We start from the raw sequence: 21,135 nt of genomic DNA on the forward strand, positions 1-21,135 counted from the left end.
GTACTATATGCTTCTTTCAGAATTTACCATCCCCTCCCAGCCTACCCTTGCCCCCGCGCCCCTTAAAGGGAAAGAATGCCGGAACGAGAGAACTCTCATCTTAGAAAACGGGGGCGTAAAGTCTGAAAAAAAAAGGTTGAATGCCGCCAAAATCGGGGTTGGCTTTCTTGCGGTCGGACTGCTTTTCGCGTCCTGCGACAGCCACGACACGCTGTTCGAGAAATTGCCGTCTTCTCAAACCAATATTACGTTTAAAAATGTTTTGGAAGAAGCGCCCGACTTCAACGTACTCAAGTACGGCTACTTCTACAATGGCGGGGGCGTTGCTGCGGCCGATTTCAACAACGATGGTCGGGTCGATCTGTATTTCACCGGCAACCTGAGCCCCAATAAAATGTACCTCAACAAAACCGAACCCGGATCGGGCAATCTGGCGTTCGATGATATCACCGAAAATGCCGGGGTTGCCGCTGCCGATGGCTGGAACACCGGCGTTTCTGTAGTTGACATCAATGCCGATGGCTGGCTCGATATTTACGTGTGTCGCTCTGCCGCTGCTGATGTTCGCCTTCGACGTAACCTCCTCTTTATCAACAACAAAAACCTGACCTTTACCGAGAAAGCTGCCGACTATGGTCTCGACGACCCGGCGTACTCGACCCAGGCCGCTTTCTTCGATTATGACCGGGATGGCGATCTGGACTGCTTTCTGCTCAACCACTCGGTGCAGGCCTATGCGGGATTCAGCCGGATGATCAGCGATTTCAAACAGCAGACGAATCCCAATTACTCCAGTAAACTCTACCAGAATCAGAACGGCAAATTTGTGGATGTATCCGCTTCGGCGGGGATGGTATCCAACGTACTCAGCTTCGGTCTGGCCGTGGCTGTAACCGATTTCAACAACGACGGCTGGCTCGATTTCTACGTCTCGAACGACTACAACGAAAACGACTACCTCTACATCAACCAGCAGAACGGCACGTTCAACGAGGTGGTACGCGATGCGATGGGCCACACTTCGCTCTACTCGATGGGCTCCGATGCCGCCGATGTAAACAACGACGGTCGGATGGACCTTCTCACGCTCGACATGCTTCCTGAACGTAACGAGCGCATCAAACTAACCTCCGGCGACGATAATTACGACAAATACACGCAATTGCTCCGGTCGGGTTTTCATCACCAGACCATGCGCAACATGCTTCAGTTGAATGTGGGAGCAGCGAGCCAAGGCCTCCACCCCAAGCCCTCCGCCCCTACACCCCTTTTCAGCGAAATTGGCCAGTTGGCGGGTATTTCCAATACAGACTGGAGTTGGGCAGGGCTATTTGCCGATTTTGACAACGATGGCTGGAAAGACCTGTTCGTGACCAACGGCTACGCCCGTGATTACACGAACATGGAGTTTCTGAAGTTTACGATGGATGAGCAGTTGAAAGCCCGCCAACCGGGTGCGTCAGCAACCTCGCTCGACCCGATGGCGGTCATTGCCAAAATGCCCAGCATCAGCGAACCCAACCTCCTGTACCGAAATCAGTCGGGCGATCCACAGTCCGGCGGTCCACGGTCCGGCGTTCCGGCTGGTCAACTAACGTTTGCAAACGAAACCAAAAACTGGGGTTTCGACGAACCAACACAATCGAACGGGGCCATATATGCCGATCTGGATAACGATGGGGATCTCGATCTGGTCATCAACAACGTCAACGCCGAAGCGGGTATTTACGAAAACCACACGAATGAAAAAGAGTCGAACCACTACGTGAGTCTCCACTTAAAAAGCGCAAATCCGGCGCAGTTGATGGGCGCACGGGCAACGCTCTGGGCCGGTGGCCGTGTGCAGGTGCAGGAATTTATGCCCGTGCGGGGCTTTCAGTCGGCACTGTACGGACCACTGCTTTTTGGGCTGGGGCAGGCTCCTTCGGCCGACTCTGTACTGATTCGCTGGGCCGACGGAAAAACGCAGTTCACGAACCTGAAACAGACGGGAAAACCGGGCGCTGGTGCCATGACGATTACCTACGCCCCTACCCCCGAACGCCCACAATCTGCTCAGCCACAACCCTACTGGCAAGCCACCGATGGATTGGCCTGGACGCACCGGCAGGAAGCCATCAACGACTTTAAGATACAGCCGTTGCTGCCCTATATGCTTTCGCCCACCGGCCCCTGTTTTGCCGTTGGCGATGCAAATGGCGATGGCCGTGATGATCTGTTTGCCGGGGGTGGTCGCGGGCAGGGCGGTCAGCTGTTTCTTTCCGGTCCGGGCGGATTTTCGCCCCTGCCCCAACCAGCCTTACTCGCCGACCGCGCCTGTGCCGATGCCGCAGCCATCTGGCTCGATGTGGACGGCGATAAAGATCAGGATCTGGTGGTAAGCAGCGCGGGGTATGAATTAGTGCCCAATGATCCACAGCTAGTGGTTCGGCTGTACCTGAACGACGGCAAAGGTCACCTGAGCCGGTCAACGTTCCCCGATGTACGCGTGAGTACGTCCTGCATTCGCTCGGCGGATGTAGATGGCGACGGCGACCGCGACCTGTTTGTTGGCGCGCGGGTGGTACCGGGCCGTTACCCCGAAACGCCCGTCAGCCATTTGCTGCTGAATGACGGAAAAGGGCATTTCACCGACAAACCGAGTCCTATTCTGGCACAATTGGGGATGGTTACCGATGCCGCCTTTGCGGATCTGGTCTCCGACGGGGGCCGACCCGAGTTGATCGTGGCGACCGATTTCGGCCCCGTACAGGTTTTCTCCTGCCAGGGAGGAGCCCTGCACCGGCTCGATAATCTGCTGCCTCCAACAACGGGCTGCTGGAATCGGCTGCTGGTTCAGGATGTCAACAACGATGGTAAGCCGGATATTATCGCAGCAAACGCCGGATTGAACAGCCAGCTCCAGGCCACATCCGATCGCCCCTTAATGCTCTATGGCATCAAAAATACAGCGGGCGCCCTGTTGCCGGTCCTGGCGGGTTACGACCGGAACAATCTATCCGATAAACAGCCTCACCCGTTCAATGCCCGCGACGAAATGCTCGATCAAGTGGTGAGTTTGCGAAAGAAATTCACCGATTATACCAGCTATTCGAAGGCCACCCTTACTGACTTATTCGAACCCGATGAGCTCAAGCGAGCCCAAAAACTCGAAGCCGCCAGCTTGCAGAGCGGCATCTTCCTAAGTGGTGGCAAAACGCCTTCATTCACCTGGCAACCCTTACCGATCGAAGCGCAGATGGCGCCAGCCTATGCACTGGCGGCCGTGGATGTCAATCACGATGGCTTACCTGACCTGATCATGGGCGGAAATCGCGAATACAACCGGGTTCGATTGGGCAAAGACGACGCCAACCGGGGACAATTGTTTTTAAATCAGGGAAAAGGGCATTTCGCTTACACCCCAATGGCTCAATCGGGTTTAGACTGGACCGGCGATGTACGAGACTTTGCCCTCGCCAAAAGTACCGGACGCACCGATTTGCTGGTAGGCGCAACGGGCCAATCCGTGCGCGTCTTCACACTGAACAAACAGAAATAGACTGACGACTACATAATTATCTTTCGATAATCTATTAGAAAACGTACCATTAATTGCTGACTTCGCAATTCATCCACGTAAAATTTATGTTTTCCTGAATTTTACCGTTATTTTACCTTTTGATAAAAAAACAGGGTATTTTGGATCAGCGACATCGAATTATCGAAGAGAACGAATACTTACTGGACCTTTGGCACCGAGCCAAAGGTGGAGACAAGGCAGCCTTTTGCCAGTTGGCCGAACGGCAGTACCGCTCCCTGTTTGCTTATGCAACTAACTTCACGGATGATCGTGACTTCATAAAAGATTCCATTCAGGAAATATTCATTCGCATCTGGGAGAAACGAACGACAACCACCATTCAATACGTCTCGATTTATCTGTTCAAGTCACTGCGTAATCAGTTAGTGCAGGAATTTCGCCGGAGCAAGCCCGAACGGTCGTCTTTGAACAGTCTGGAAGTCAATGACCTATCGGACTGGCAAACGATAGAAACAGAGATTGAGCAGAGCGAAGCTGATTCCGAAAGTCAGTTTAAAGTACGTCAGGCCATCAATACACTACCCAAACGCCAGCAGGAAGTCGTTTTTCTTAAGTTCTACAACGGTCTGGAAAACGACCAGATTGCGGCTTTAATGGAGATCAACCGCCAGTCGGTAGCCAACCTGCTCTACAAAGCGCTGGGAACACTCAAAAGCCAGATGGCTTTCCATCAGGTCTGGCTGTTAATGAGTTTTCTCTGGTGATTGTACAAAACAGCCCTATTGCCATCCGTCTCCAGAGCTTAAGTTAAGGCGTTTACTTCTGCCGCATCATCCATTCCTGCCCCGGCGTGTCGACACGGAAGGTTTCGAGATTGCCTTTGTCCTGTAAAGTGATGTAAGCTGTCCGGCCGTCTTTGCCGCCAAACGCGATGTTGGTGGGCTTCTGCCCAATCAATTTGATTTCCTGAAGCACTTTTCCGGCGGGCGAAAGTTTCGCCACGGTGCCTTTGCCATAACGGACAATATAGAGGTTGCCCTTCGCATCGCAGCGCATCCCGTCCATGCCAAAGTCCGGAAACTCGATCAGCAGGCGCTTGTTGCTAACCAGACCCGCCTTCGACAGATCATACGCCCACACCTTACGCTGCGCCGACTCGTTAACATACAGCGTTTTGTTGTCGGGGCTCACTTCAATTCCGTTGGTAGTACCCATATTCGCTTCCAGCAGAGTTACTTTTCCGTCAGTGTCGATGCGCCAGATATTGCCCGTGTTTTCTTTCCAGTTTGGATCACTGGCGTAGAGCCGGTCCTGACTGTCAATGGCAATATCATTGGGTTGGTTCATGCGGGGTTCGTTGGCAAATACGCTTAGCTTTTTTGTCCCCATCACTACTTTCAGGATGTTATGTTTGGGATAATCGGCAATGAACATATCGCCCCGTTTGTTAAAACGGATACCGTTGCCAATGCTCCCTTCCGGCAACTCGACAAACACACTCGCCTGTCCGTCTGGGGTTACCTGACCAATGGTTCCCTGCTTCCCGAAATTGACCGCATAGAGCATACCGGCTTTATCGACAGCCGGGCCTTCGACCCCCGACGTAAATCCATTTTCCGGGGTGAACACGCGCGACGTAAATATGTCATCAAGGGGCAGATGGCTGGCAGACAGCGTAATCAATCCGGTACTCAGGAGGGCAATAGCCGTGATACGGGGCAAGGACATTGACATAACGTAATGTAGTTGAGAAACGGCCTGAAACCGGGCCTGAGGCCAAAAATAAGGAAATTTGAGCACCTGTATGTCTTTGGGAGAGAACCGATCGTATATTTTGGCGCGGTTGCCCAAAAAGAAGCCCCGTCCTAGCCAAAGCCGACTTTTTTAATAACGCGGAACATCCGATATTTCCTCAAAACACACCACTATCGCTCACCATGAAGCACCTGTTCACCTCCCTGCTTATTTTGAGCCTGACGCTGACGAATTTATACGCGCAGGAGTCCGCAACCGCCAAACCCAACCGATTTGGCATTGGTGCCTTTGTTGGATTGAATCACAGCTATCCCCTCATCATCAACTAGTTTTCGGACCATTTCAATGCACACAGTGACCTGCTTGCGGGTATCGATCTGCGCTATCAACTCACCAGTCTGAGTTCCCTGCACGTTCAACCGTCCTGGACGCAGGTGCGGGATGTCAGGCCTGTTTCAGGCTGGGCACTACCTGTTTTCAGCCTTTCTACCATTAAGATTCCAGTGGTTTATCGGCACTACGTCCTGCCCAGCGGCAAACTGCTGTTTCTGGAGTCTGGTGTAAGTTATAATCGCCTTATCAGCAGCACGTATAAAGAAGAGCAGATTGTCGAATGCATTGTCGCCCCCTGTCCATCTTTTTTCAGTGGAGATCTACCGCCTTCAACCCGCTCGGCGGTGAGTGGGCTGGCCGGTATTGGTGTTACTATTGACCTGGCTAACATCAGCATTTCCATCACCATGCGCTATGAACGCTACCTGAGCAACTTCTTATTCCCAGCCTGGTCCGAAGCCGGGTCTACACGGGTGAAGTTCGAAGGCTTTTCCATCACGACGGGCGTTAACTTTAAATAAGCGACTGGTTATTACACATACATCGGAACAGACATTAGAGTTACTTCACAAAACACCCCGGTTGGTATCAGCGATCTAACGCTTTTTATTCCATCATAAAGCCTACCTACAATTTATTAACTCAACGCGATTTTATGAGAAGTACATGTTTGATGGTTGCTTTTATAAGTATGCTTACAGCCAATTCAGGACTTAGCCAACCAACTGGTTATCAGGGCTATTTTGGAATTAAAGGAGGCTTTCAACGGGTGACGACTGACGTCTTCATTTCTGCTTCAGGAAATACATATTCAAATAAAGGATATGCTCCTCGTAATGCCTTTTACACAGGTATATTCTACCAACAAGGTTTTGGCAAACGGTTCGCATACCGTATGGAAGCTAACTATCAACAAAAAGGATATGCACATTACGAGCAAAACAGCGATGTAATGTATCAAAACCGCTTTCACTACGTAGGTCTTACACCTTTGATTGGCTTTTATCCAATAAATAATCTCAGTCTGTTGGTCGGCCCGGAAGTGAATTGGCTCGTCAAGAACAGTGTTTATTCGCCTTACTCTCCAATGCCTGCGGGTATCAATCGACCTGTTGAGGTAGGTCTAACCGCTCGTGTGGCCTATCGCTACAAATGGATCGGTCTGGAAGTGGGTTATTTCAACGCCTTCAATGAGTATTTATTTTTGCCGGGGGTCGTTTCTGATAGCAGGTTTAAAAACCGTACCTGGCAAGCCGGATTTTTTATTATTCCGGGGAGCTTAATACGACGAGTAAACTGAGTAAGTCCGTCTGAAAAATTATAGGCCGTCATGCCTGTTATGACGGCCGTGTAAGGAAGGGCCACGGCTGTCAGCAACTTGTGTTTACCTGACTTTTTCTGTCCTACTCGTTGAGCAGCGTCTGCTTATCATTCAGATTCTGAGCAACTTTATTGCATTCGCTGGATGCCGGATCGAGGACAAGACCACTACACAGGGGAAAACCATCACAACGATAAACCGTGATATAGGGACCCGCGAAACAACGACCGCAAGTTGAAACGGCGTAAACGGTTTGATCCTGGTAAGTACCCTGTACGATAGTTGTCCCGAGGCTCTTGTCGCCAACGCTGGCCAACTTTTGTAGCCAGGGAAGGTCGGTGAGGGGGTCATTTACCCCGCACCGATTAGGTATAGCCTGGTCCTTACGACAGGAGCCAAGCATCAGCAGAAGGGCCAGCCATTTCATAGATCGATACGCTTTACAGCCCTTGACCCGAAAGAGCCGATGAGGGTTGCAAGGTCCATCAATACGTAGCCCGTCCACCCGACAGATCGAAAATGAAGCCGGTGTTGAAACTGGCCTCTTCCGATAAAATCCAGGCTGCCAGCGCAGCGACCTCCTCCACTGTTCCGAGCCGTTTCATAGGAATTTTGGCCAGCATATAAGCCATTTGTTCCGGCGCGGTGTCTTCGTTCAGAGGTGTTTTGATAACAGCCGGAGCGATTCCATTAACGGTTATGCCGGTTTCAGCATACTCTTTACCAACGCCTTTGACCAGCCCGATAACGCCGGCTTTCATGGACGAGTACCCGGCCATAAACGGGTTACCTTCCTTCCCGGCGATCGACGCCATGTGCAGAATCCGGCCATAATTACGTGGCTCCATGGCTTTGATAGCATACTTGGTCATCAGGAACGCTCCACGCAGGTTAATGCGGTAAATCCGGTCGTAGTCGTCTACCGAATAGTCCGTAATTTTGGTACTCGTCAGCCCGACGATTCCCGCCGAGTTGACCATTATATCCAGCCGACCGTAGGTTTGAACAACCTGATCGATGGCCGCGACGACAGCCGCTTCGTCCGAAATATCGACGGTCTGACCACGAACAACCAGTCCCTGCTCCGTGAATTCCGCTACGGTATGGTCAAGCGATGCGGAATTGATGTCGAACAGAACGACCGTTGCCCCCTCCGATGCAATTCGTTTGGCAATCCCTTTGCCGATGCCATCGGCACCTCCTGTAACAATAGCAACCTGTTCTTCAAATCGGCTCGACATGCAGTAAATCTGTTCTTGGGGTGAAACAATGTAGGTTTTAAAATCAGAAAGCAATTCGTTTATACTGTTATGCCGACGCATCGGCGATCGGTGCTACAAACTCAAATTGTGAAATTTATAGAACAAGTTGTAGTATTTGCCAGCCTTGAAAAGCTTTTATGCATACTGGTTGATTACACAATCCAGGTTTATCAGGGAAGCAATAAAATCACATCTGGTTCATGGCTAAGCCCGTTCATTATCTATACGTATTGGGTGCCAGTCTCCTCGGCCTGTTGAGCTTTAAGGGAAAGATTGGCAGTTTACTGGACGACGGCCCCTCCCCCGCCCATACTCCGTCTGAAGAACTGGCGACCTTTCAGCTTGAACCGGGCCTGAAAATACAGCTTGTGGCATCTGAACCGATGGTGCAGGACCCCGTCGTCATTACCTTCGATGAAAATGGACGCCTGTGGGTGGTCGAGATGCGCGGGTTCATGCCCAACATCAACGGCGAAGGCGAAGACAAACCTGTGGGGCGCATTTCGGTGCTGGAAGATACCAACGGCGACGGGCAGATGGACGTCAGCAAGGTTTACCTCGATAGTCTGGTTATGCCCCGCGCGCTGGCCTTAGTCAAAGGCGGAGCCCTCGTAGCTGAAAACGGTGCACTGTGGCTCACCAAAGACACCAACGGCGACCTCAAAGCCGATTCCAAAACCCTGATCGACAAAGACTATGCAGGCAGCGGCCTCCCCGAGCATTCGGGCAATGGGCTCTGGCGCAGTATGGACAACTGGTTCTACAACGCCAAATCACGCTTCCGCTACCACGAGGTCGATGGCAAATGGCTGCGCGACAGCACCGAAGCCCGCGGTCAGTGGGGCATCAGCCACGACGATCGTGGCCGACTGCATTACAATTACAACTGGTCGCAGCTCCACGCCGATCTGGTGCCACCCAATTATCTGAACCGCAATAAACACCATACGCCCACCACGGGTATCGACCACGGCCTCACCATCGACCGGCGGGTATACCCCATCCGGCCCAATCCGGCGGTAAACCGGGGATACATACCGGGTACGCTGGATAAAGACGGGCGCCTGCTGGAATTTACAGCCGCCTGCTCGCCCCTCGTCTACCGGGGCCAAACGCTGCCCGCACCGTTCTACAACAACGTATTTGTCTGTGAACCCGCCGGAAACCTCATCAAACGCAATATATCGGAGAATAAAGACCTGCTGATTGCCGCCCGCGATCCTCATCCCGGCAAAGAATTCCTGGCTTCTACCGACGAACGATTCAGGCCGGTTCATACAGCAACGGGACCCGATGGCGGGTTGTACGTAGCCGATATGTACCGGGGTCTTATCCAGCACAGCGCCTACGTAACGCCCTACCTGAAAGAAAAAACGATTGAGCGCGATCTGGTCCTTCCCGTTCATCGGGGCCGTATCTGGCGCATTGTGCCGGAGAACTGGCAACCCGCCAAAGCGAAAAAACTGTCTGCCGCTTCATCACACGAACTCGTCGCCGAACTGTCGAGCCCCGACGGCTGGCACCGCGACATGGCCCAGCGGTTGCTCATCGAGCGAACGGATAAAACGATACTCCCCGCCCTGACGGACCTGGCTCGAAAGGGGACGTCGAATCTGGGTCGTTTTCATGCCTTATGGACGTTGAACGGGCTGAACAGCAACAGCCCGGATCTACTTTTTGACAAGCTAGCCGATGCCGACCCGCTGGTTAGCTCAACGGCGCTGCGTTTGCTGGAACCCATGGCGAAGGCCGACAAAGCCGTTCGGACAAAGCTCGGGGCACAACTTCTCAACCAGTGGGCGAAAGCCTCCCTTGAGCAGATTCTCCAGATGGCGCTCACGGCGGGCGTTCTGGACCCCTCGGCTTCGCATCGACTACTGGCCGGTATTCTGAACGAATACGGCGAATCGGCGCTGATTCGGGACGCAGCTCTCAGTAGCCTGTACAATCAGGAGTTTGCCTTTTTACAAACCCTGCTGACCTCGCCCCAATGGCAGGCGCAGGAACCGGCAAAGGAAATCTTTCTGGAGATGCTCACCACGTCGGTTATCCGCAAACGAAATCCAACGGAATTAGCCGCCCTGCTCAACAGGCTGAGCACGAACAAAACGGTGTTGAACTGGCAGGAAAAAGCCATACTCACCAGCCTGTCGATTCAGGGCAGCACCAGCAAGCTGAAGCCCGTTAAGCTAGCGTCGGCTCCGAGAATTCTGACCCAGCCAACCGATCAAATCACACCCGAGCGGCTGGCCGTTTTAAGTGCCATGTTCGAGTGGCCCGGCCATGTTGCCAGTAAGACGGTTTTACCCAAAAAGAGTTTGTTGAATGACGATGAGCAGAAACTGTTTGCGTCGGGGAGGCAGATCTACCTCAGCACCTGCTCGGGCTGTCATGGAACCGACGGGGCAGGGCTCAAGCGGTTCGCGCCCCCGCTCATCGGCTCCGACTGGGTTATGGGTGATGAAAAACGGCTGTCGCTCATTGTGCTGCACGGAATGGAAGGGCCGGTAGAAGTAGCCAAACGCGTGTATGACGTACCGGACATTCTGCCCGTTATGCCCTCCCACTCCACCATGGACGACGGCTCCATCACGGCCATTCTGATGTATATCCGCAACGAGTGGGGCAACAACGCCGGGCCTATCGGCAAACGAACGGTGAGTATGACCCGAGTTACCTCGCAGGGCCGGGTGGTACCCTGGACGGCCAAAGAGCTGAATAATTACATCTCCGAAGGCAAAGCCACCAGCGGCAAATAAGCCATACTCCTAAACGCATAACCTGCCTTACCTTAATGGAAAGACGAGATTTTTTACAAACCGCTTCACTCGGTGCTCTGGCGCTGTCATTTCCGCAGCTGCCAGCTTTCTTGAAAGAAAGGCCAATGGGTATTGTGGTGCATTCGTACTGGAGTCGCTGGAATTCGAAAGCCGACAGCAAAAAATACCCGGCCTTTACCAACGCTCTACAGTTGCTCGACCATTGCCATCAACTGGGTGCCGGTGGGGTGCAGGTGATCGTCAATGGCTGGTCGACGGATTTTGCCAAAAAAGTACGCGACGAGCGTGAGAAATACGGCCTGTATCTGGAAGGCTCCATCGGCTTACCTAAAAAAGCGGAGGATGTCGCCAAATTTGAGCAGGATGTCATGAATGCCCGTGAAGCCGGAGCCCAGGTACTCCGAACGGTTTGCTCGACAGGCCGGCGCTACGAAACCTACCACTCGCCTGCCGCCTTTGAGGAGTTAAAGAAGACTGCCCTGGCTTCGCTGCAACTGGCCGAGCCGGTGTTGCGCAAGTACAAAGTCAAGTTGGGTGTCGAAAACCACAAAGACTGGCGCGCCCCGGACCTGGTCAATCTGCTAAAGCAGGTGAACAGCGAGTGGATTGGCGTAACGCTCGACTTCGGCAACAGCATGGCCCTGCTCGAAGACCCGATGGAGGTGGTTCAGACACTAGCCCCGTACACCTTCAGCACCCACGTGAAAGACATGGCGGTGGAAGAATACCCCGATGGGTTTCTGCTGTCGGAAGTACCCATGGGCAAAGGCCTGCTGGATTTGCCAAAGATGGTCGAGTTGTGTAAAAAGCACAACCCATCGGGCACCTTCAGTCTGGAAATGATCACCCGCGACCCGCTGGAAATTCCCTGTTTAACCAACGCCTACTGGGAAACCATGGGCAGCGTTCCCGGTTCTGATCTGGCGCGTATGCTCCGAACGGTCCGGCAACAAAAATACCCCGGTGGCCTGCCTCGTGTTACCCCACTGAGTGCCGATGAAAAACTGGCCCTCGAAGAGCAGAATATTGTTGCCTGCATCAATTACAGCAAAGCAAAACTAGGGCTGGTGTAACGTTTGTTTTTTGTCATTCCAACCGGTTCGCCGGCGCGGAAGGAGGAATCTTAAAATATCCTCTTACAGTGGGGTCAGTTTCTTAAGACTGACCCCACCTGCGACCCGGCAACCATTAGTATTACCAAATCAATACAACCATAAATAATGAGTAAAGAACTTCTTCCGGGCATTCGTCAATTTGACCTTACCGGAAAATCGGCCATCATTACGGGTGGCTCCAAAGGATTAGGCTTGGCAATGGCCGCCGGACTGGCCTCTGCCGGTGCCAATGTCATGCTGGTCAACCGCAATGCCGACGAAGGCACGGCAGCCGCTCAGGAAATCAGTGCCGATTATGGCGTAACAGCCCTTTCGTTCGCAGCCGATGTGTCCAACGCTGAACAGGCCGAAGCCATGGCACAAGCGGCCTTCGACGCCTTTGGCCGGATTGATATTTTGATTAATAGTGCCGGTATCAACATCCGCGGCCCCATCGACGAACTAACTCCCGCCGAATTCAGCAAGGTAATGGAAGTCAATGTAACGGGTACCTGGTTATGCTGTCGGGCCGTAACGCCCTACATGAAAAAGGATGGACAGGGCCGCATCATCAATCTGGCGAGTACGCTGGGATTGGTGGGCCTGGCGAACCGGACGCCCTACACGGCCAGCAAAGGAGCCGTTGTGCAGATGACCCGCGCGCTGGCGCTGGAACTGGCTCCGTTTAATATTAACGTCAATGCCATTTGTCCCGGCCCTTTTCTCACCGAAATGAATCTGCCCATCGCCGATACTGAAGAAGGGCTCAAGTTTGTGGTAGGCGCTACGGCACTGGGCCGCTGGGGTAACCTGCGCGAAATTCAGGGAGCCGCTATTTTCCTGGCCAGCGATGCCGGTTCCTACATGGTGGGCTCCATGCTCACCGTCGACGGCGGCTGGACAGCGAGGTGATTTTCCGCAGGTTACCCTTGACAACCACTTGACAACCCCTGACCCTTAAAAAATGGAACAAGTAATCGGCAAAGACAAAAAGACGCGGGTACGCTACAGCATGCTGGCGCTGGTCTTCATCAACGTAGTGATCAACTACCTCGACCGGAGCAATATTTCGGTGGCGGGGACTGCGTTGAGTAAAGACATGGACCTATCGTCTGAACAGCTGGGATTCATTTTCTCGGCTTTTGGCTGGACGTACGCCCTGCTGCAAATACCGGGCGGCCTCATCGCCGATCGTTTTGGCCCTCGCATTCTCTACGCGTTTTGTCTGATTACCTGGTCGTTGGCCACCGTTTGTCAGGGCTTTGTTCGGGGGTTTGCCAGCCTGTTTTCGCTTCGACTGGCAACGGGCGCGTTTGAAGCCCCTTCCTACCCCATCAATAACCGCATTGTCACAAGCTGGTTTCCCGAACACGAACGGGCTTCGTCCATTGCCCTTTATGTGTCGGGGCAGTTTATCGGCCTTGCGTTTTTAACACCCGTGCTAACGTATATCCAGAGTCAGTTCGGGTGGCAGGGTTTGTTTATATGTACCGGTATCGTTGGGCTGATCTGGGGTATTATCTGGTACCTGTTCTACCGCGACCCGCTCGATCACCCCAAAGTAAACGAAGCCGAGCTAACCTATATCGAAGAAGGGGGCGGCCTGTTCAGAGGTCGGCAGGCGGGTACAAAAAAAGCGTCTGTCTGGAGTTGGGTAAACGTAAAGCAGGTATTCTCCACCCGAACGTTATGGGGCGTTTACATCGGGCAGTTTGCGGTTAACTCTATGCTCTGGTTCTTCCTGACGTGGTTTCCAACGTATCTGGTTAAATACCGGGGATTGGATTTTATCAAATCGGGTTATCTGGCTTCGGTCCCCTTCTTAGCAGCCTGTGCGGGTCTGCTCCTGTCCGGCTTCGTTTCCGATAAACTCGTTAAACAAGGAAAATCAGTGACAATGGCGCGGAAAGCGCCTATCATTATTGGCCTTTTGCTATCGATCAGCATTGTCGGGGCCAATTATACAAATGATACGGCGTTGATCATCGCCTTTATGGCACTGGCTTTCTTTGGATCGGGTATGGCGCTGATCTCCTGGGTCTTCGTCTCCATTTTATCGCCCAAGCACCTGATTGGCTTAACGGGTGGCGTATTCAATTTCATGGGCAACCTAGCGTCCATCGTCGTGCCTATTGTGATCGGTTATCTGGCCAAAGACGGCGACTTTAAACCCGCACTCGTCTTCGTTGGAGCCCTGGGCCTGATTGGCGCCTGTTCCTATATTTTTCTGGTGGGTAAAATAGAGCGGGTTGTTGTAAAAGATGCGGCCCTCATTGTGGAGTAATCTGACCGGCTAGTCGGCGGCACCGACTAACGTTCGTTCAACCCTGGATTTTCTTATTTCGTCCAGTTTCTCCGGGTTGGGCACAACTTCCGTTAACGGCAAAACAGCTTGCAGGGGAAATAGCTTTGTCTTTAGATCGGCCTGCAGGTAATAGGACTTACCCGGCTCCAGCGTGATCGTCAGGCTTGACTGCTGTTTTGGAACCAGCGCAAACCCTGCCAATCGGGTTGTAAAGGTAATAGGGCCTGCTGGCAGTGCAATTTGGCAATGCCGGTTATTACGAATTTTACAAACCGGCTTACCGTTGGCATATACCCAATAGCTCCTGGTCCATGATAACCAGGCCCTGCTCCGGTATAGGCTTACCGAAGCCGTTGACGCCGGAGCAGGCCGGGGGGACGACTGCCCGAACGCACTGGCAAGACCAGTTACCAGAAACATTAGCAGCAATACTAGATGGGTAGTCTTCATAATCTTCTGTGTTTAGCTTTGCTTGAACACTTGAAAATACAAATTGTCTACCAAATAAGTAGACAATTTATGTTATACGGCAGAGATTCATGAAAATAAGGACTAATCAGGCTGAATGACCAGAATAGGTGAGGCTAAATAGCTCTTACAAGTTCTCTTTACTTCCCGGCAAAGGCTACTTTTTTGAAAGGTGTGCCGGGCAACGAACTCGCCCGGGCTTCGCAGTCATCCTGAATGACCGTCAGCGTCAGCGCATCATTTGTAATGGTATATCGACAGCGGCCGGAGCCTTGTGTATCGCAGGGACTGCCACCACTCGTTTTCTTCCAGGTCATTACATCATCCTTAACCGTGTAGGTCATGGTTTCAATGATCTCTTTCGTATCCGATAGACGCATATCGACCGTATCAGTCTTAAACGTGAAAACCACATTTGCCGGTTGTTCCAGGTAAACCTCCCCTTGCCAGGCCGTGTTGGCTAACGGGTTTTTCGTTTGGGCATTTGCCTGTAGGCTGAATCCGGTGAGTAAGAGAACAATAAAGAATTGGTACATAGTGAAGCCGGTTGATGTGAAAACAAAACTAGCCCGTAAGAAGCGTTGTTCCCAGCGTATAATTACCCGAGTCGGTACCAAGAAATACCTGAATACGAGTTGAACACCAGGCATAATCCTGACTTTCAGTAAAAAATAGCCAGCCAGATCGTCTCTTCGTCTTCTTTCGTCCAGGACACCCGGTGCTTCTGATGCGCGGGAATGTTAATGTGCATACCGGGCAGCAGTTCAACGGGTTCGTCGAAGCCGTCAATTTGCAGCATGGCCGCCCCCTTCACCAGAAGTACCCATTCGTGCTGGTCCTGATCGTACCAGAACCCTTCCGGTGAGGTATGCCCTTTCGAGACGATACGTTCCAGCTTGAATGCGCTACCCGTCAGGATTTCATCAAACAACTCCTCAGGTAACGAGCTGGGAACAGACGCAAAGAGATTACCAATTTCCATAAAGTAGCCGAGGTTAGTAAACCCGAATGGCTCTATGCAGGAACGTAAAAACGCACACCCACACAGAGCCATTCGGACTGTAAATGTAGCAAATTTGTTACTCCTGCCCTGCTACCGGAGCCATCATCGACTGGTTACTCGAACCTGTGGTGTACAGTTGATTGAACAGCAGCTTGAACGTACCGTGCGACTGCGCCCGGAAGGTGATCTCGGGTCCAAACGCATACAACTTTCCGGCACCAACGGGCGCTTCGAAAGCGGCTACGCCACCCTGCAGATACGACTGTCCCCATGCCCAGCCACTACGCAGCGGCTTGCTGCTGTCGAACCAGGCCAGTGGTTTCACCAGTCCTTTGGCAATGGCATCGGGCGCAATTTTAAATACCGGGCTGGCATCGAAATACACGTCGCTCTGGTTCGACATGCCCCAGGTAGCGTGTTGGGTCGAGTCCAGACTCACCCGTAGCACACTGCCGGGAATGTAGTATTTCTCGGCGGGCAAAGGCCGTTCGGTACCACTTGCCGTCATCTCCGTCAGGGCGTTTTTCACCGGTAAGCCCAGGTGATAGGCCAGATTGGTGCTGCTGCCAATGGTAACCACCGTGCCGCCTGCTTCCAGGAACGACTTTATCTGCGGCACCGACTTGGCGGCCGTGATCTTACCCAGCCACGGACGGAATTCGGCGGGCGTGTTTTCTACTTTCGCTTCCGAACCCATCAGGCTAAAAATGTCCTCCTCTTTGCCGCCAACGGGTGGAATAGCGCGGGTAACGAAAACGATGACGTCGAATTTCTTCTTTAAATCACCGGCATCGATATCGTTTGCGTAAACAACCTTCATCGGGAAATGGTACTGCTCCATCATCCAGCGAACCCAGCCCGACGGCATCGAGCCCCCGTAGGTATCCCAGAGTGCAATGCGCATGGGCGCTACTTTGGTCATCGAACCGGCCGGACGTTTTGCCAGACCCGTTACCATGATACCAAGGTCTTTCGCCGATTTGTCTAGCAAGGTTTTGGCCTTCGCCGATGCGGGTACGAAGAAAGCGCCAGCCTCAACGGTGGCTTTCTCGCCACCGCCGTTCGGAAGCCGGTACACCTCAACGCCCGAAGCCAGCAGGTCATTGACCGCAATGAACGAGTTGTTCGATTTCGAACTTAGTACATAACCGGCACCCGATGCCCCCGCAATAGCCCCTTCCGGCGACTGTAGTTCGCCATACGGCAACTTCTTGAAAGGCCCATCGAAGCCATCCAGAATACGGTCGAATTTAACGTTCATCAGGTAAGCCAATGTCCAGCCGGCGGCATCGTACGGGCGGACCGGCGGACCACCCGGATACTGGAAATCATTGGGGTGATCCTGCGGCTCAAACATATCCAGCAGGTGCGGCCGGAACGCCTGATCGGTCTTCACGACATACGAACCCGCCGGGTATTTTTTGCCCGCTACGCTGAAGTCGGCCGTTGCTTCCTGAATCTGAATACCTGTGCGAATCAGGGCGTTGATGAACTTGACCGCCGTAGCGAAGTCGGGCTGATTTTTAGGAATGATATAGCCACGAGGATCGCGCAGAACGGGCGCTTTCATGATGGTATCATAATACTTCATAGGCATCCCCCCTCCTCTCGGAATCATACCATACTGCGCCAGTGCCGCGCTGGACGGCGGAACCACCTTCTTGGGATCCTTATTGTAAGCCTCTTCAATAGCGTCGATCCGCTTTGGCGAGAGTGCCCAGTAATCGCTGCTGCCACGCTCGATGGAGTTTTTGCCCATACGGTAAATGTTGTACAGCAACTGATCCGACTGGCGGGCCGCGTAGTCGAGCACGGCATAGTTCAACGATACAGAATAGTCGATTGACTGCTTAAAGTACCACTTTTGCGGAGTGACCGGAAAGGGCGTGTTGCCGTTCGGAATCAGGCGTTTGGGCACCAGAGGCACGTCTTCCGGGGTTGGACCGCCGATAATTTCGGTGAGCAGACCAATCATGTTGTGGAAGTGCGTGGTGGTCCGCAGCCCGCCGTTATACCAGGTCGAGAAAACCGAGCCGCCCAGTCGGGTGAAACCGGGTTTATTTTCTGAGTTCAGGCGGTTGATCATGGCGGCACCCAGCGCGTCGATACCCGTTACCATCATGGGATCGAACACGTAGTTGAACGGATCGCGGTAAGGCGGACCGGCCAGCACCGACCCCGCCGGGCCGCGCTGGTGGTGGTTGTACATGATTTGCGGAATCCAGTCGACGAACAGCTGCCGGGCAATATTCTGCGTTTCTTTCATGTTGAGCATGAAGAAATCGCGGTTATTGTCGTGCCCGATGTATTTCTGGTACAAACGGGGAACATTGTCCAGCGACCGTTTTTCGGGGGTGGCTTCGCGCATGTACCAGTTGGTTACCAGCTCCTGTCCATCGGGATTGGCGTGGGTGAGCAGGATAACGTCCTTGTCCAGAATACGCATCGTTTCGGGATCTTTCCGACTGACCAGCTGCCAGATCGTTTCGATGAGCTGGTGCGTTCCCACCGTTTCGGTGGCATGAATGCCGCCATCAATCCAGACAATCGCCTTGCCTTCATCGGCCAGCGCGTGGGCCTGCTGATCGGAGAGATTCTCGGCCCGCGCCAGTTTCTGGGAAATCTCCTGGTAGCGACTTAACTTCTTGAGATTCTCCGGCGAGGAGACGATCAGCATATACTGATGGCGACCTTCTTCGGTCATCCCAATATCAACGAGTTTGGCGCGGTCCGATGCCGCGGCTACTTTCTTAAAATAAGCCTCGGTCTGCGTATAAGTAGCGAGCTGATAATTATCGCCGATGTTGAAGCCAAAGTGCTCTTTTGGCGACGGAACGGTCTGTGCCCAGGCTGTCGTCAGACTCAGCAACAAGGCAAGAAAGAGTGTGCTGGATAAAAAACGCATTGAGTTGGATTGGTTATGGGTTATTCGTTAATGGGTACAGTGTTTACTGAGTAATTAAGTTACTGGAGAGCTAATTATCACCGTTGATCTGGCTAATGACTAATAACTCAATCACCAACTTCACTATTTCCTGCGAAATCGAACGCCAACGCGGCAATCGCCGACTTCGCCCCGGGCTTCGTCGCACACGTTTTCCTGATAACCGGCGATTTGCCGACCGTCGGCCAAGTTCAGGATGAACTTGAAAATGAAGTAATCATTCTGAGCAACCGTTGTCAGGGTCGTTTTAGTAAAAGCCGCCATTTGGGCCGCCGTTACGGTAAACGTTTTGGGAAACTGCGTTACTGTTTCGTACAGTTTATCGTTCGTTCCTACACGGCTTGGTAACGGGAACTGGGTTACACTCGGATAGAGCCCACCCGGCTGCGACACCACGATCGGGTAAGCCGGGTTACCGGTAGCAGGGGCTTTGACGAAGCCCAGGTATACGTCAATTGACTTCACCTCCGCCTTTCCGAAGCCCTCCCAGGTTAGGGTATACTCAAACACCTGGCCCCCTAGATCGGCCGCACCCAGGTCGAAAAAGGACGTGTTTGATGTAGCGATAGTCGGTAGGGCCGACTTGCCGGTATTGACGGCTACCAGCGGAACGGCGGTATACGCCCAATTCTCCCAAACATAGTCTTCTGTCTTACAGGAATCCAGGGCGACCAGCAGAAGGAGCGAAAAATAGAGTATGATCTTTTTCATGGTTGCGTTGGTTTACTTGTCCCAGAAAACGGGGGTTGTTTGCTGAGCGGTTTGAAGCTGTTCGGCTTTATCGGAGATAGTTGCGTTTGTGGACAGTTCCGTGATGGAATAGGTTAGCCGAAGCGGGAACACGTTCAGTGGCGCAATGGGAGCCGGTAAAACCGGTAAGCCGGTGCGCCGATAATCGTTATATGCTTCCATGCCATTCCCGTAAAGGGCAATGTATTTCTGCGTCATGACGGCATTCAGCTTTCCGGCGGCATCGGCTGCATCGTACTGAGCGGTACGATTGGCTACAAAAGCGGTAATCGTAGCCGTTGGCAATACAGGCGCCGAATTCCCCGAGGTGGTCGAAATCGTGTTAACGCTGTTCAGGTGAGCGGTAATACCATCCTGAAACAACTGCTTCGGATCGCCGGTCGTGCCCATTGTCAGCGCGGCCTCGGCCAGAATGAACTTCACCATAGCGTTGGTAATGAACGGAAAAACGCCCGCACCGGAACCATCCAGGTTCGTGACGACCTTGGGGGCCGATGTAGCTCCTGAATTCGTGACGAACACATTGGTAGCCGGAATATTGTTGATCGGGCAGTTATCGTACAAACCACCCGCCGGATACACACCCACGGTTGCTTTCAGGGCATTGTCGTTGGGCGACGCCGTAGCGTCGCCGGTATAGCGGCCAAAATACCCGTTGCCCGTTGGTGTGAAGCCCACCGTATAGTTGGCGGTTTGCCGGTAGAAGTAGTACCGAATCCGGGGGTCGTCGGTGTTGAACAACCGCTCAATGAATCCCTGGCTCATGTAATAGCTCTTGCCCGCCTGGTATTCGGCCCGGTGCCAGGGATGGCGATTGGCCGGGGTTTCTGTGGTGCCGAATCGAAAGGCGAAATCCTGCGCGTTGGTCGTAATGAGGGGCGCATTGCTGCTCAGCAAAGCCGCTATCCCTGCTTTTGCCTTATCGGGCTGCACGAGCCGAATCTGGTTAAACAGCTTTAGCTTCAGTGAGTTGCCCATGCGAATCCAGGCCGCTTTATCACCTTTGTAGATAATATCGGCGGTGGTTGGCTGGATGGCAAAGTTTCCTTTGGCAGCATCTGCCAGTCCTTCATCGATCAGTACGAACAGTTTGTCGTAGATGGTGGCACCGCTCTCAAAGGCCGGGTCGGAAATCGTGTTTCCTTTTGCGGCATCCGTATAGGGAATATCGCCCCACATATCAACCATCAGGCTGTAGATATAGGCCTTTTGGAGTTTGGCAATGGCTACGTAATCCCAGCGTTGCAGGCGGGTTCCCTCCCGAATGATAATCTCGATATCATTCAACGCCTGGGTATACAGGGCATTCCACGATTGCTGGTAATCGGTACCATCCTGGAAATTCCGGCTGGTGTTACTCGAATATAGGTGCTGCATCACAATGGATGTGCCCTGGTTTACATCCCGCAGGCTACCCGCCATCGATACCTGCGTAGCGGGTAGAAGCAGTTCCAGCACCGGGGTGACCGGGTTGTTCGGATCGGCATTGATGTCAACGAATTTGTTGCACGACCAGCTGATAAACAACAGGCCCACCAAAGAAAGACGTCGTATGGAAACTATAAATCGCATAGTTTGTATTCGAATGGGATTGATG

At 52.8% G+C, this 21,135-nt stretch carries 18 protein-coding genes; 9 read left to right on the forward strand and 9 right to left on the reverse strand.

From position 1 onward, the window contains the following. Window positions 1-7: 7 nt before the first annotated feature. Both ACYVJM_RS09835 and ACYVJM_RS09840 read left to right on the forward strand, forming a co-directional pair. Entirely contained in the window at window positions 8-3,541 is a 3,534-nt protein-coding gene (locus ACYVJM_RS09835; RefSeq protein ID WP_461148051.1) for a VCBS repeat-containing protein, read from the forward strand. Window positions 3,542-3,681: 140 nt separating this feature from the next. After that, a complete protein-coding gene (locus tag ACYVJM_RS09840) occupies window positions 3,682-4,287 on the forward strand; it encodes an RNA polymerase sigma factor (protein ID WP_461148052.1) in 606 nt (201 codons plus the stop codon). A 52-nt stretch (window positions 4,288-4,339) separates the two neighbouring features. Here ACYVJM_RS09840 and ACYVJM_RS09845 read toward each other — a convergent pair whose 3' ends face one another. Further along, entirely contained in the window at window positions 4,340-5,257 is a 918-nt protein-coding gene (locus ACYVJM_RS09845; RefSeq protein ID WP_461148053.1) for an SMP-30/gluconolactonase/LRE family protein, read from the reverse strand. 203 nt (window positions 5,258-5,460) lie between these two features. Here ACYVJM_RS09845 and ACYVJM_RS09850 point away from each other — a divergent pair, with 203 nt between their 5' ends. The 3 genes from ACYVJM_RS09850 to ACYVJM_RS09860 all read left to right on the forward strand — a co-directional run bounded on the left by ACYVJM_RS09850 (window position 5,461) and on the right by ACYVJM_RS09860 (window position 6,911). Next, window positions 5,461-5,607 (forward strand): hypothetical protein, encoded by a 147-nt coding sequence (locus ACYVJM_RS09850; protein WP_461148054.1) that lies wholly within the window; start codon window positions 5,461-5,463, stop codon window positions 5,605-5,607. Between the two features lie 174 nt (window positions 5,608-5,781). Then, on the forward strand, window positions 5,782-6,132 hold the full coding sequence (locus tag ACYVJM_RS09855) for a hypothetical protein (protein WP_461148055.1): 351 nt from the start codon (window positions 5,782-5,784) through the stop codon (window positions 6,130-6,132). A 134-nt stretch (window positions 6,133-6,266) separates the two neighbouring features. Further along, window positions 6,267-6,911, forward strand: a complete 645-nt coding sequence (locus ACYVJM_RS09860) for an outer membrane beta-barrel protein (protein WP_461148056.1) — start codon at window positions 6,267-6,269, stop codon at window positions 6,909-6,911. 103 nt (window positions 6,912-7,014) lie between these two features. On the opposite strand, the gene ACYVJM_RS09865 is transcribed toward ACYVJM_RS09860, so the two are convergent. Together ACYVJM_RS09865 and ACYVJM_RS09870 are read right to left on the reverse strand one after the other, a co-directional pair. Continuing rightward, a complete protein-coding gene (locus ACYVJM_RS09865) occupies window positions 7,015-7,359 on the reverse strand; it encodes a hypothetical protein (protein ID WP_461148057.1) in 345 nt (114 codons plus the stop codon). Between the two features lie 58 nt (window positions 7,360-7,417). Next, window positions 7,418-8,173: an SDR family NAD(P)-dependent oxidoreductase gene (locus ACYVJM_RS09870; protein ID WP_461148058.1), complete on the reverse strand. Its 756-nt coding sequence runs from the start codon at window positions 8,171-8,173 to the stop codon at window positions 7,418-7,420. 221 nt (window positions 8,174-8,394) lie between these two features. Here ACYVJM_RS09870 and ACYVJM_RS09875 point away from each other — a divergent pair, with 221 nt between their 5' ends. The 4 genes from ACYVJM_RS09875 (at window position 8,395) to ACYVJM_RS09890 (ending at window position 14,352) form a co-directional block, all read left to right on the forward strand. Beyond that, window positions 8,395-10,953, forward strand: coding sequence for a DUF7133 domain-containing protein (locus tag ACYVJM_RS09875; protein ID WP_461148059.1), 2,559 nt, complete (start codon window positions 8,395-8,397; stop codon window positions 10,951-10,953). Between the two features lie 35 nt (window positions 10,954-10,988). After that, entirely contained in the window at window positions 10,989-12,047 is a 1,059-nt protein-coding gene (locus ACYVJM_RS09880) for a sugar phosphate isomerase/epimerase family protein (protein ID WP_461148060.1), read from the forward strand. A 147-nt stretch (window positions 12,048-12,194) separates the two neighbouring features. Beyond that, window positions 12,195-12,980: an SDR family NAD(P)-dependent oxidoreductase gene (locus ACYVJM_RS09885; protein WP_461148061.1), complete on the forward strand. Its 786-nt coding sequence runs from the start codon at window positions 12,195-12,197 to the stop codon at window positions 12,978-12,980. Window positions 12,981-13,032: 52 nt separating this feature from the next. Next, on the forward strand, window positions 13,033-14,352 hold the full coding sequence (locus tag ACYVJM_RS09890) for an MFS transporter (protein ID WP_461148062.1): 1,320 nt from the start codon (window positions 13,033-13,035) through the stop codon (window positions 14,350-14,352). A 9-nt stretch (window positions 14,353-14,361) separates the two neighbouring features. On the opposite strand, the gene ACYVJM_RS09895 is transcribed toward ACYVJM_RS09890, so the two are convergent. The 6 genes from ACYVJM_RS09895 to ACYVJM_RS09920 form a co-directional block, all read right to left on the reverse strand. Next, window positions 14,362-14,823: a hypothetical protein gene (locus ACYVJM_RS09895; RefSeq protein WP_461148063.1), complete on the reverse strand. Its 462-nt coding sequence runs from the start codon at window positions 14,821-14,823 to the stop codon at window positions 14,362-14,364. A 158-nt stretch (window positions 14,824-14,981) separates the two neighbouring features. After that, window positions 14,982-15,377 (reverse strand): hypothetical protein, encoded by a 396-nt coding sequence (locus tag ACYVJM_RS09900; RefSeq protein ID WP_461148064.1) that lies wholly within the window; start codon window positions 15,375-15,377, stop codon window positions 14,982-14,984. 125 nt (window positions 15,378-15,502) lie between these two features. Then, window positions 15,503-15,823, reverse strand: coding sequence for a cupin domain-containing protein (locus ACYVJM_RS09905; RefSeq protein WP_461148065.1), 321 nt, complete (start codon window positions 15,821-15,823; stop codon window positions 15,503-15,505). A gap of 97 nt (window positions 15,824-15,920) precedes the next feature. Beyond that, window positions 15,921-18,749: a M14 family metallopeptidase gene (locus ACYVJM_RS09910; RefSeq protein WP_461148066.1), complete on the reverse strand. Its 2,829-nt coding sequence runs from the start codon at window positions 18,747-18,749 to the stop codon at window positions 15,921-15,923. Window positions 18,750-18,872: 123 nt separating this feature from the next. Continuing rightward, on the reverse strand, window positions 18,873-19,499 hold the full coding sequence (locus tag ACYVJM_RS09915; protein WP_461148067.1) for a hypothetical protein: 627 nt from the start codon (window positions 19,497-19,499) through the stop codon (window positions 18,873-18,875). 12 nt (window positions 19,500-19,511) lie between these two features. Further along, window positions 19,512-21,110 (reverse strand): SusD/RagB family nutrient-binding outer membrane lipoprotein, encoded by a 1,599-nt coding sequence (locus tag ACYVJM_RS09920; protein WP_461148068.1) that lies wholly within the window; start codon window positions 21,108-21,110, stop codon window positions 19,512-19,514. Window positions 21,111-21,135 lie beyond the last annotated feature (25 nt).

The sequence above is a fragment of the Spirosoma pulveris genome (assembly GCF_054781875.1).

Bases quoted from the DNA above. Each gene is read 5' to 3' on its own strand.
- ACYVJM_RS09835 (WP_461148051.1), top strand. From the start codon at position 8: ATGCTTCTTTCAGAATTTACCATCCCCTCCCAGCCTACCCTTGCCCCC.
- ACYVJM_RS09845 (WP_461148053.1), bottom strand. From the start codon at position 5,257: ATGTCAATGTCCTTGCCCCGTATCACGGCTATTGCCCTCCTGAGTACC.
- ACYVJM_RS09850 (WP_461148054.1), top strand. From the start codon at position 5,461: ATGAAGCACCTGTTCACCTCCCTGCTTATTTTGAGCCTGACGCTGACG.
- ACYVJM_RS09860 (WP_461148056.1), top strand. From the start codon at position 6,267: ATGAGAAGTACATGTTTGATGGTTGCTTTTATAAGTATGCTTACAGCC.
- ACYVJM_RS09865 (WP_461148057.1), bottom strand. From the start codon at position 7,359: ATGAAATGGCTGGCCCTTCTGCTGATGCTTGGCTCCTGTCGTAAGGAC.
- ACYVJM_RS09870 (WP_461148058.1), bottom strand. From the start codon at position 8,173: ATGTCGAGCCGATTTGAAGAACAGGTTGCTATTGTTACAGGAGGTGCC.
- ACYVJM_RS09875 (WP_461148059.1), top strand. From the start codon at position 8,395: ATGGCTAAGCCCGTTCATTATCTATACGTATTGGGTGCCAGTCTCCTC.
- ACYVJM_RS09880 (WP_461148060.1), top strand. From the start codon at position 10,989: ATGGAAAGACGAGATTTTTTACAAACCGCTTCACTCGGTGCTCTGGCG.
- ACYVJM_RS09885 (WP_461148061.1), top strand. From the start codon at position 12,195: ATGAGTAAAGAACTTCTTCCGGGCATTCGTCAATTTGACCTTACCGGA.
- ACYVJM_RS09890 (WP_461148062.1), top strand. From the start codon at position 13,033: ATGGAACAAGTAATCGGCAAAGACAAAAAGACGCGGGTACGCTACAGC.
- ACYVJM_RS09895 (WP_461148063.1), bottom strand. From the start codon at position 14,823: ATGAAGACTACCCATCTAGTATTGCTGCTAATGTTTCTGGTAACTGGT.
- ACYVJM_RS09900 (WP_461148064.1), bottom strand. From the start codon at position 15,377: ATGTACCAATTCTTTATTGTTCTCTTACTCACCGGATTCAGCCTACAG.
- ACYVJM_RS09905 (WP_461148065.1), bottom strand. From the start codon at position 15,823: ATGGAAATTGGTAATCTCTTTGCGTCTGTTCCCAGCTCGTTACCTGAG.
- ACYVJM_RS09910 (WP_461148066.1), bottom strand. From the start codon at position 18,749: ATGCGTTTTTTATCCAGCACACTCTTTCTTGCCTTGTTGCTGAGTCTG.
- ACYVJM_RS09915 (WP_461148067.1), bottom strand. From the start codon at position 19,499: ATGAAAAAGATCATACTCTATTTTTCGCTCCTTCTGCTGGTCGCCCTG.
- ACYVJM_RS09920 (WP_461148068.1), bottom strand. From the start codon at position 21,110: ATGCGATTTATAGTTTCCATACGACGTCTTTCTTTGGTGGGCCTGTTG.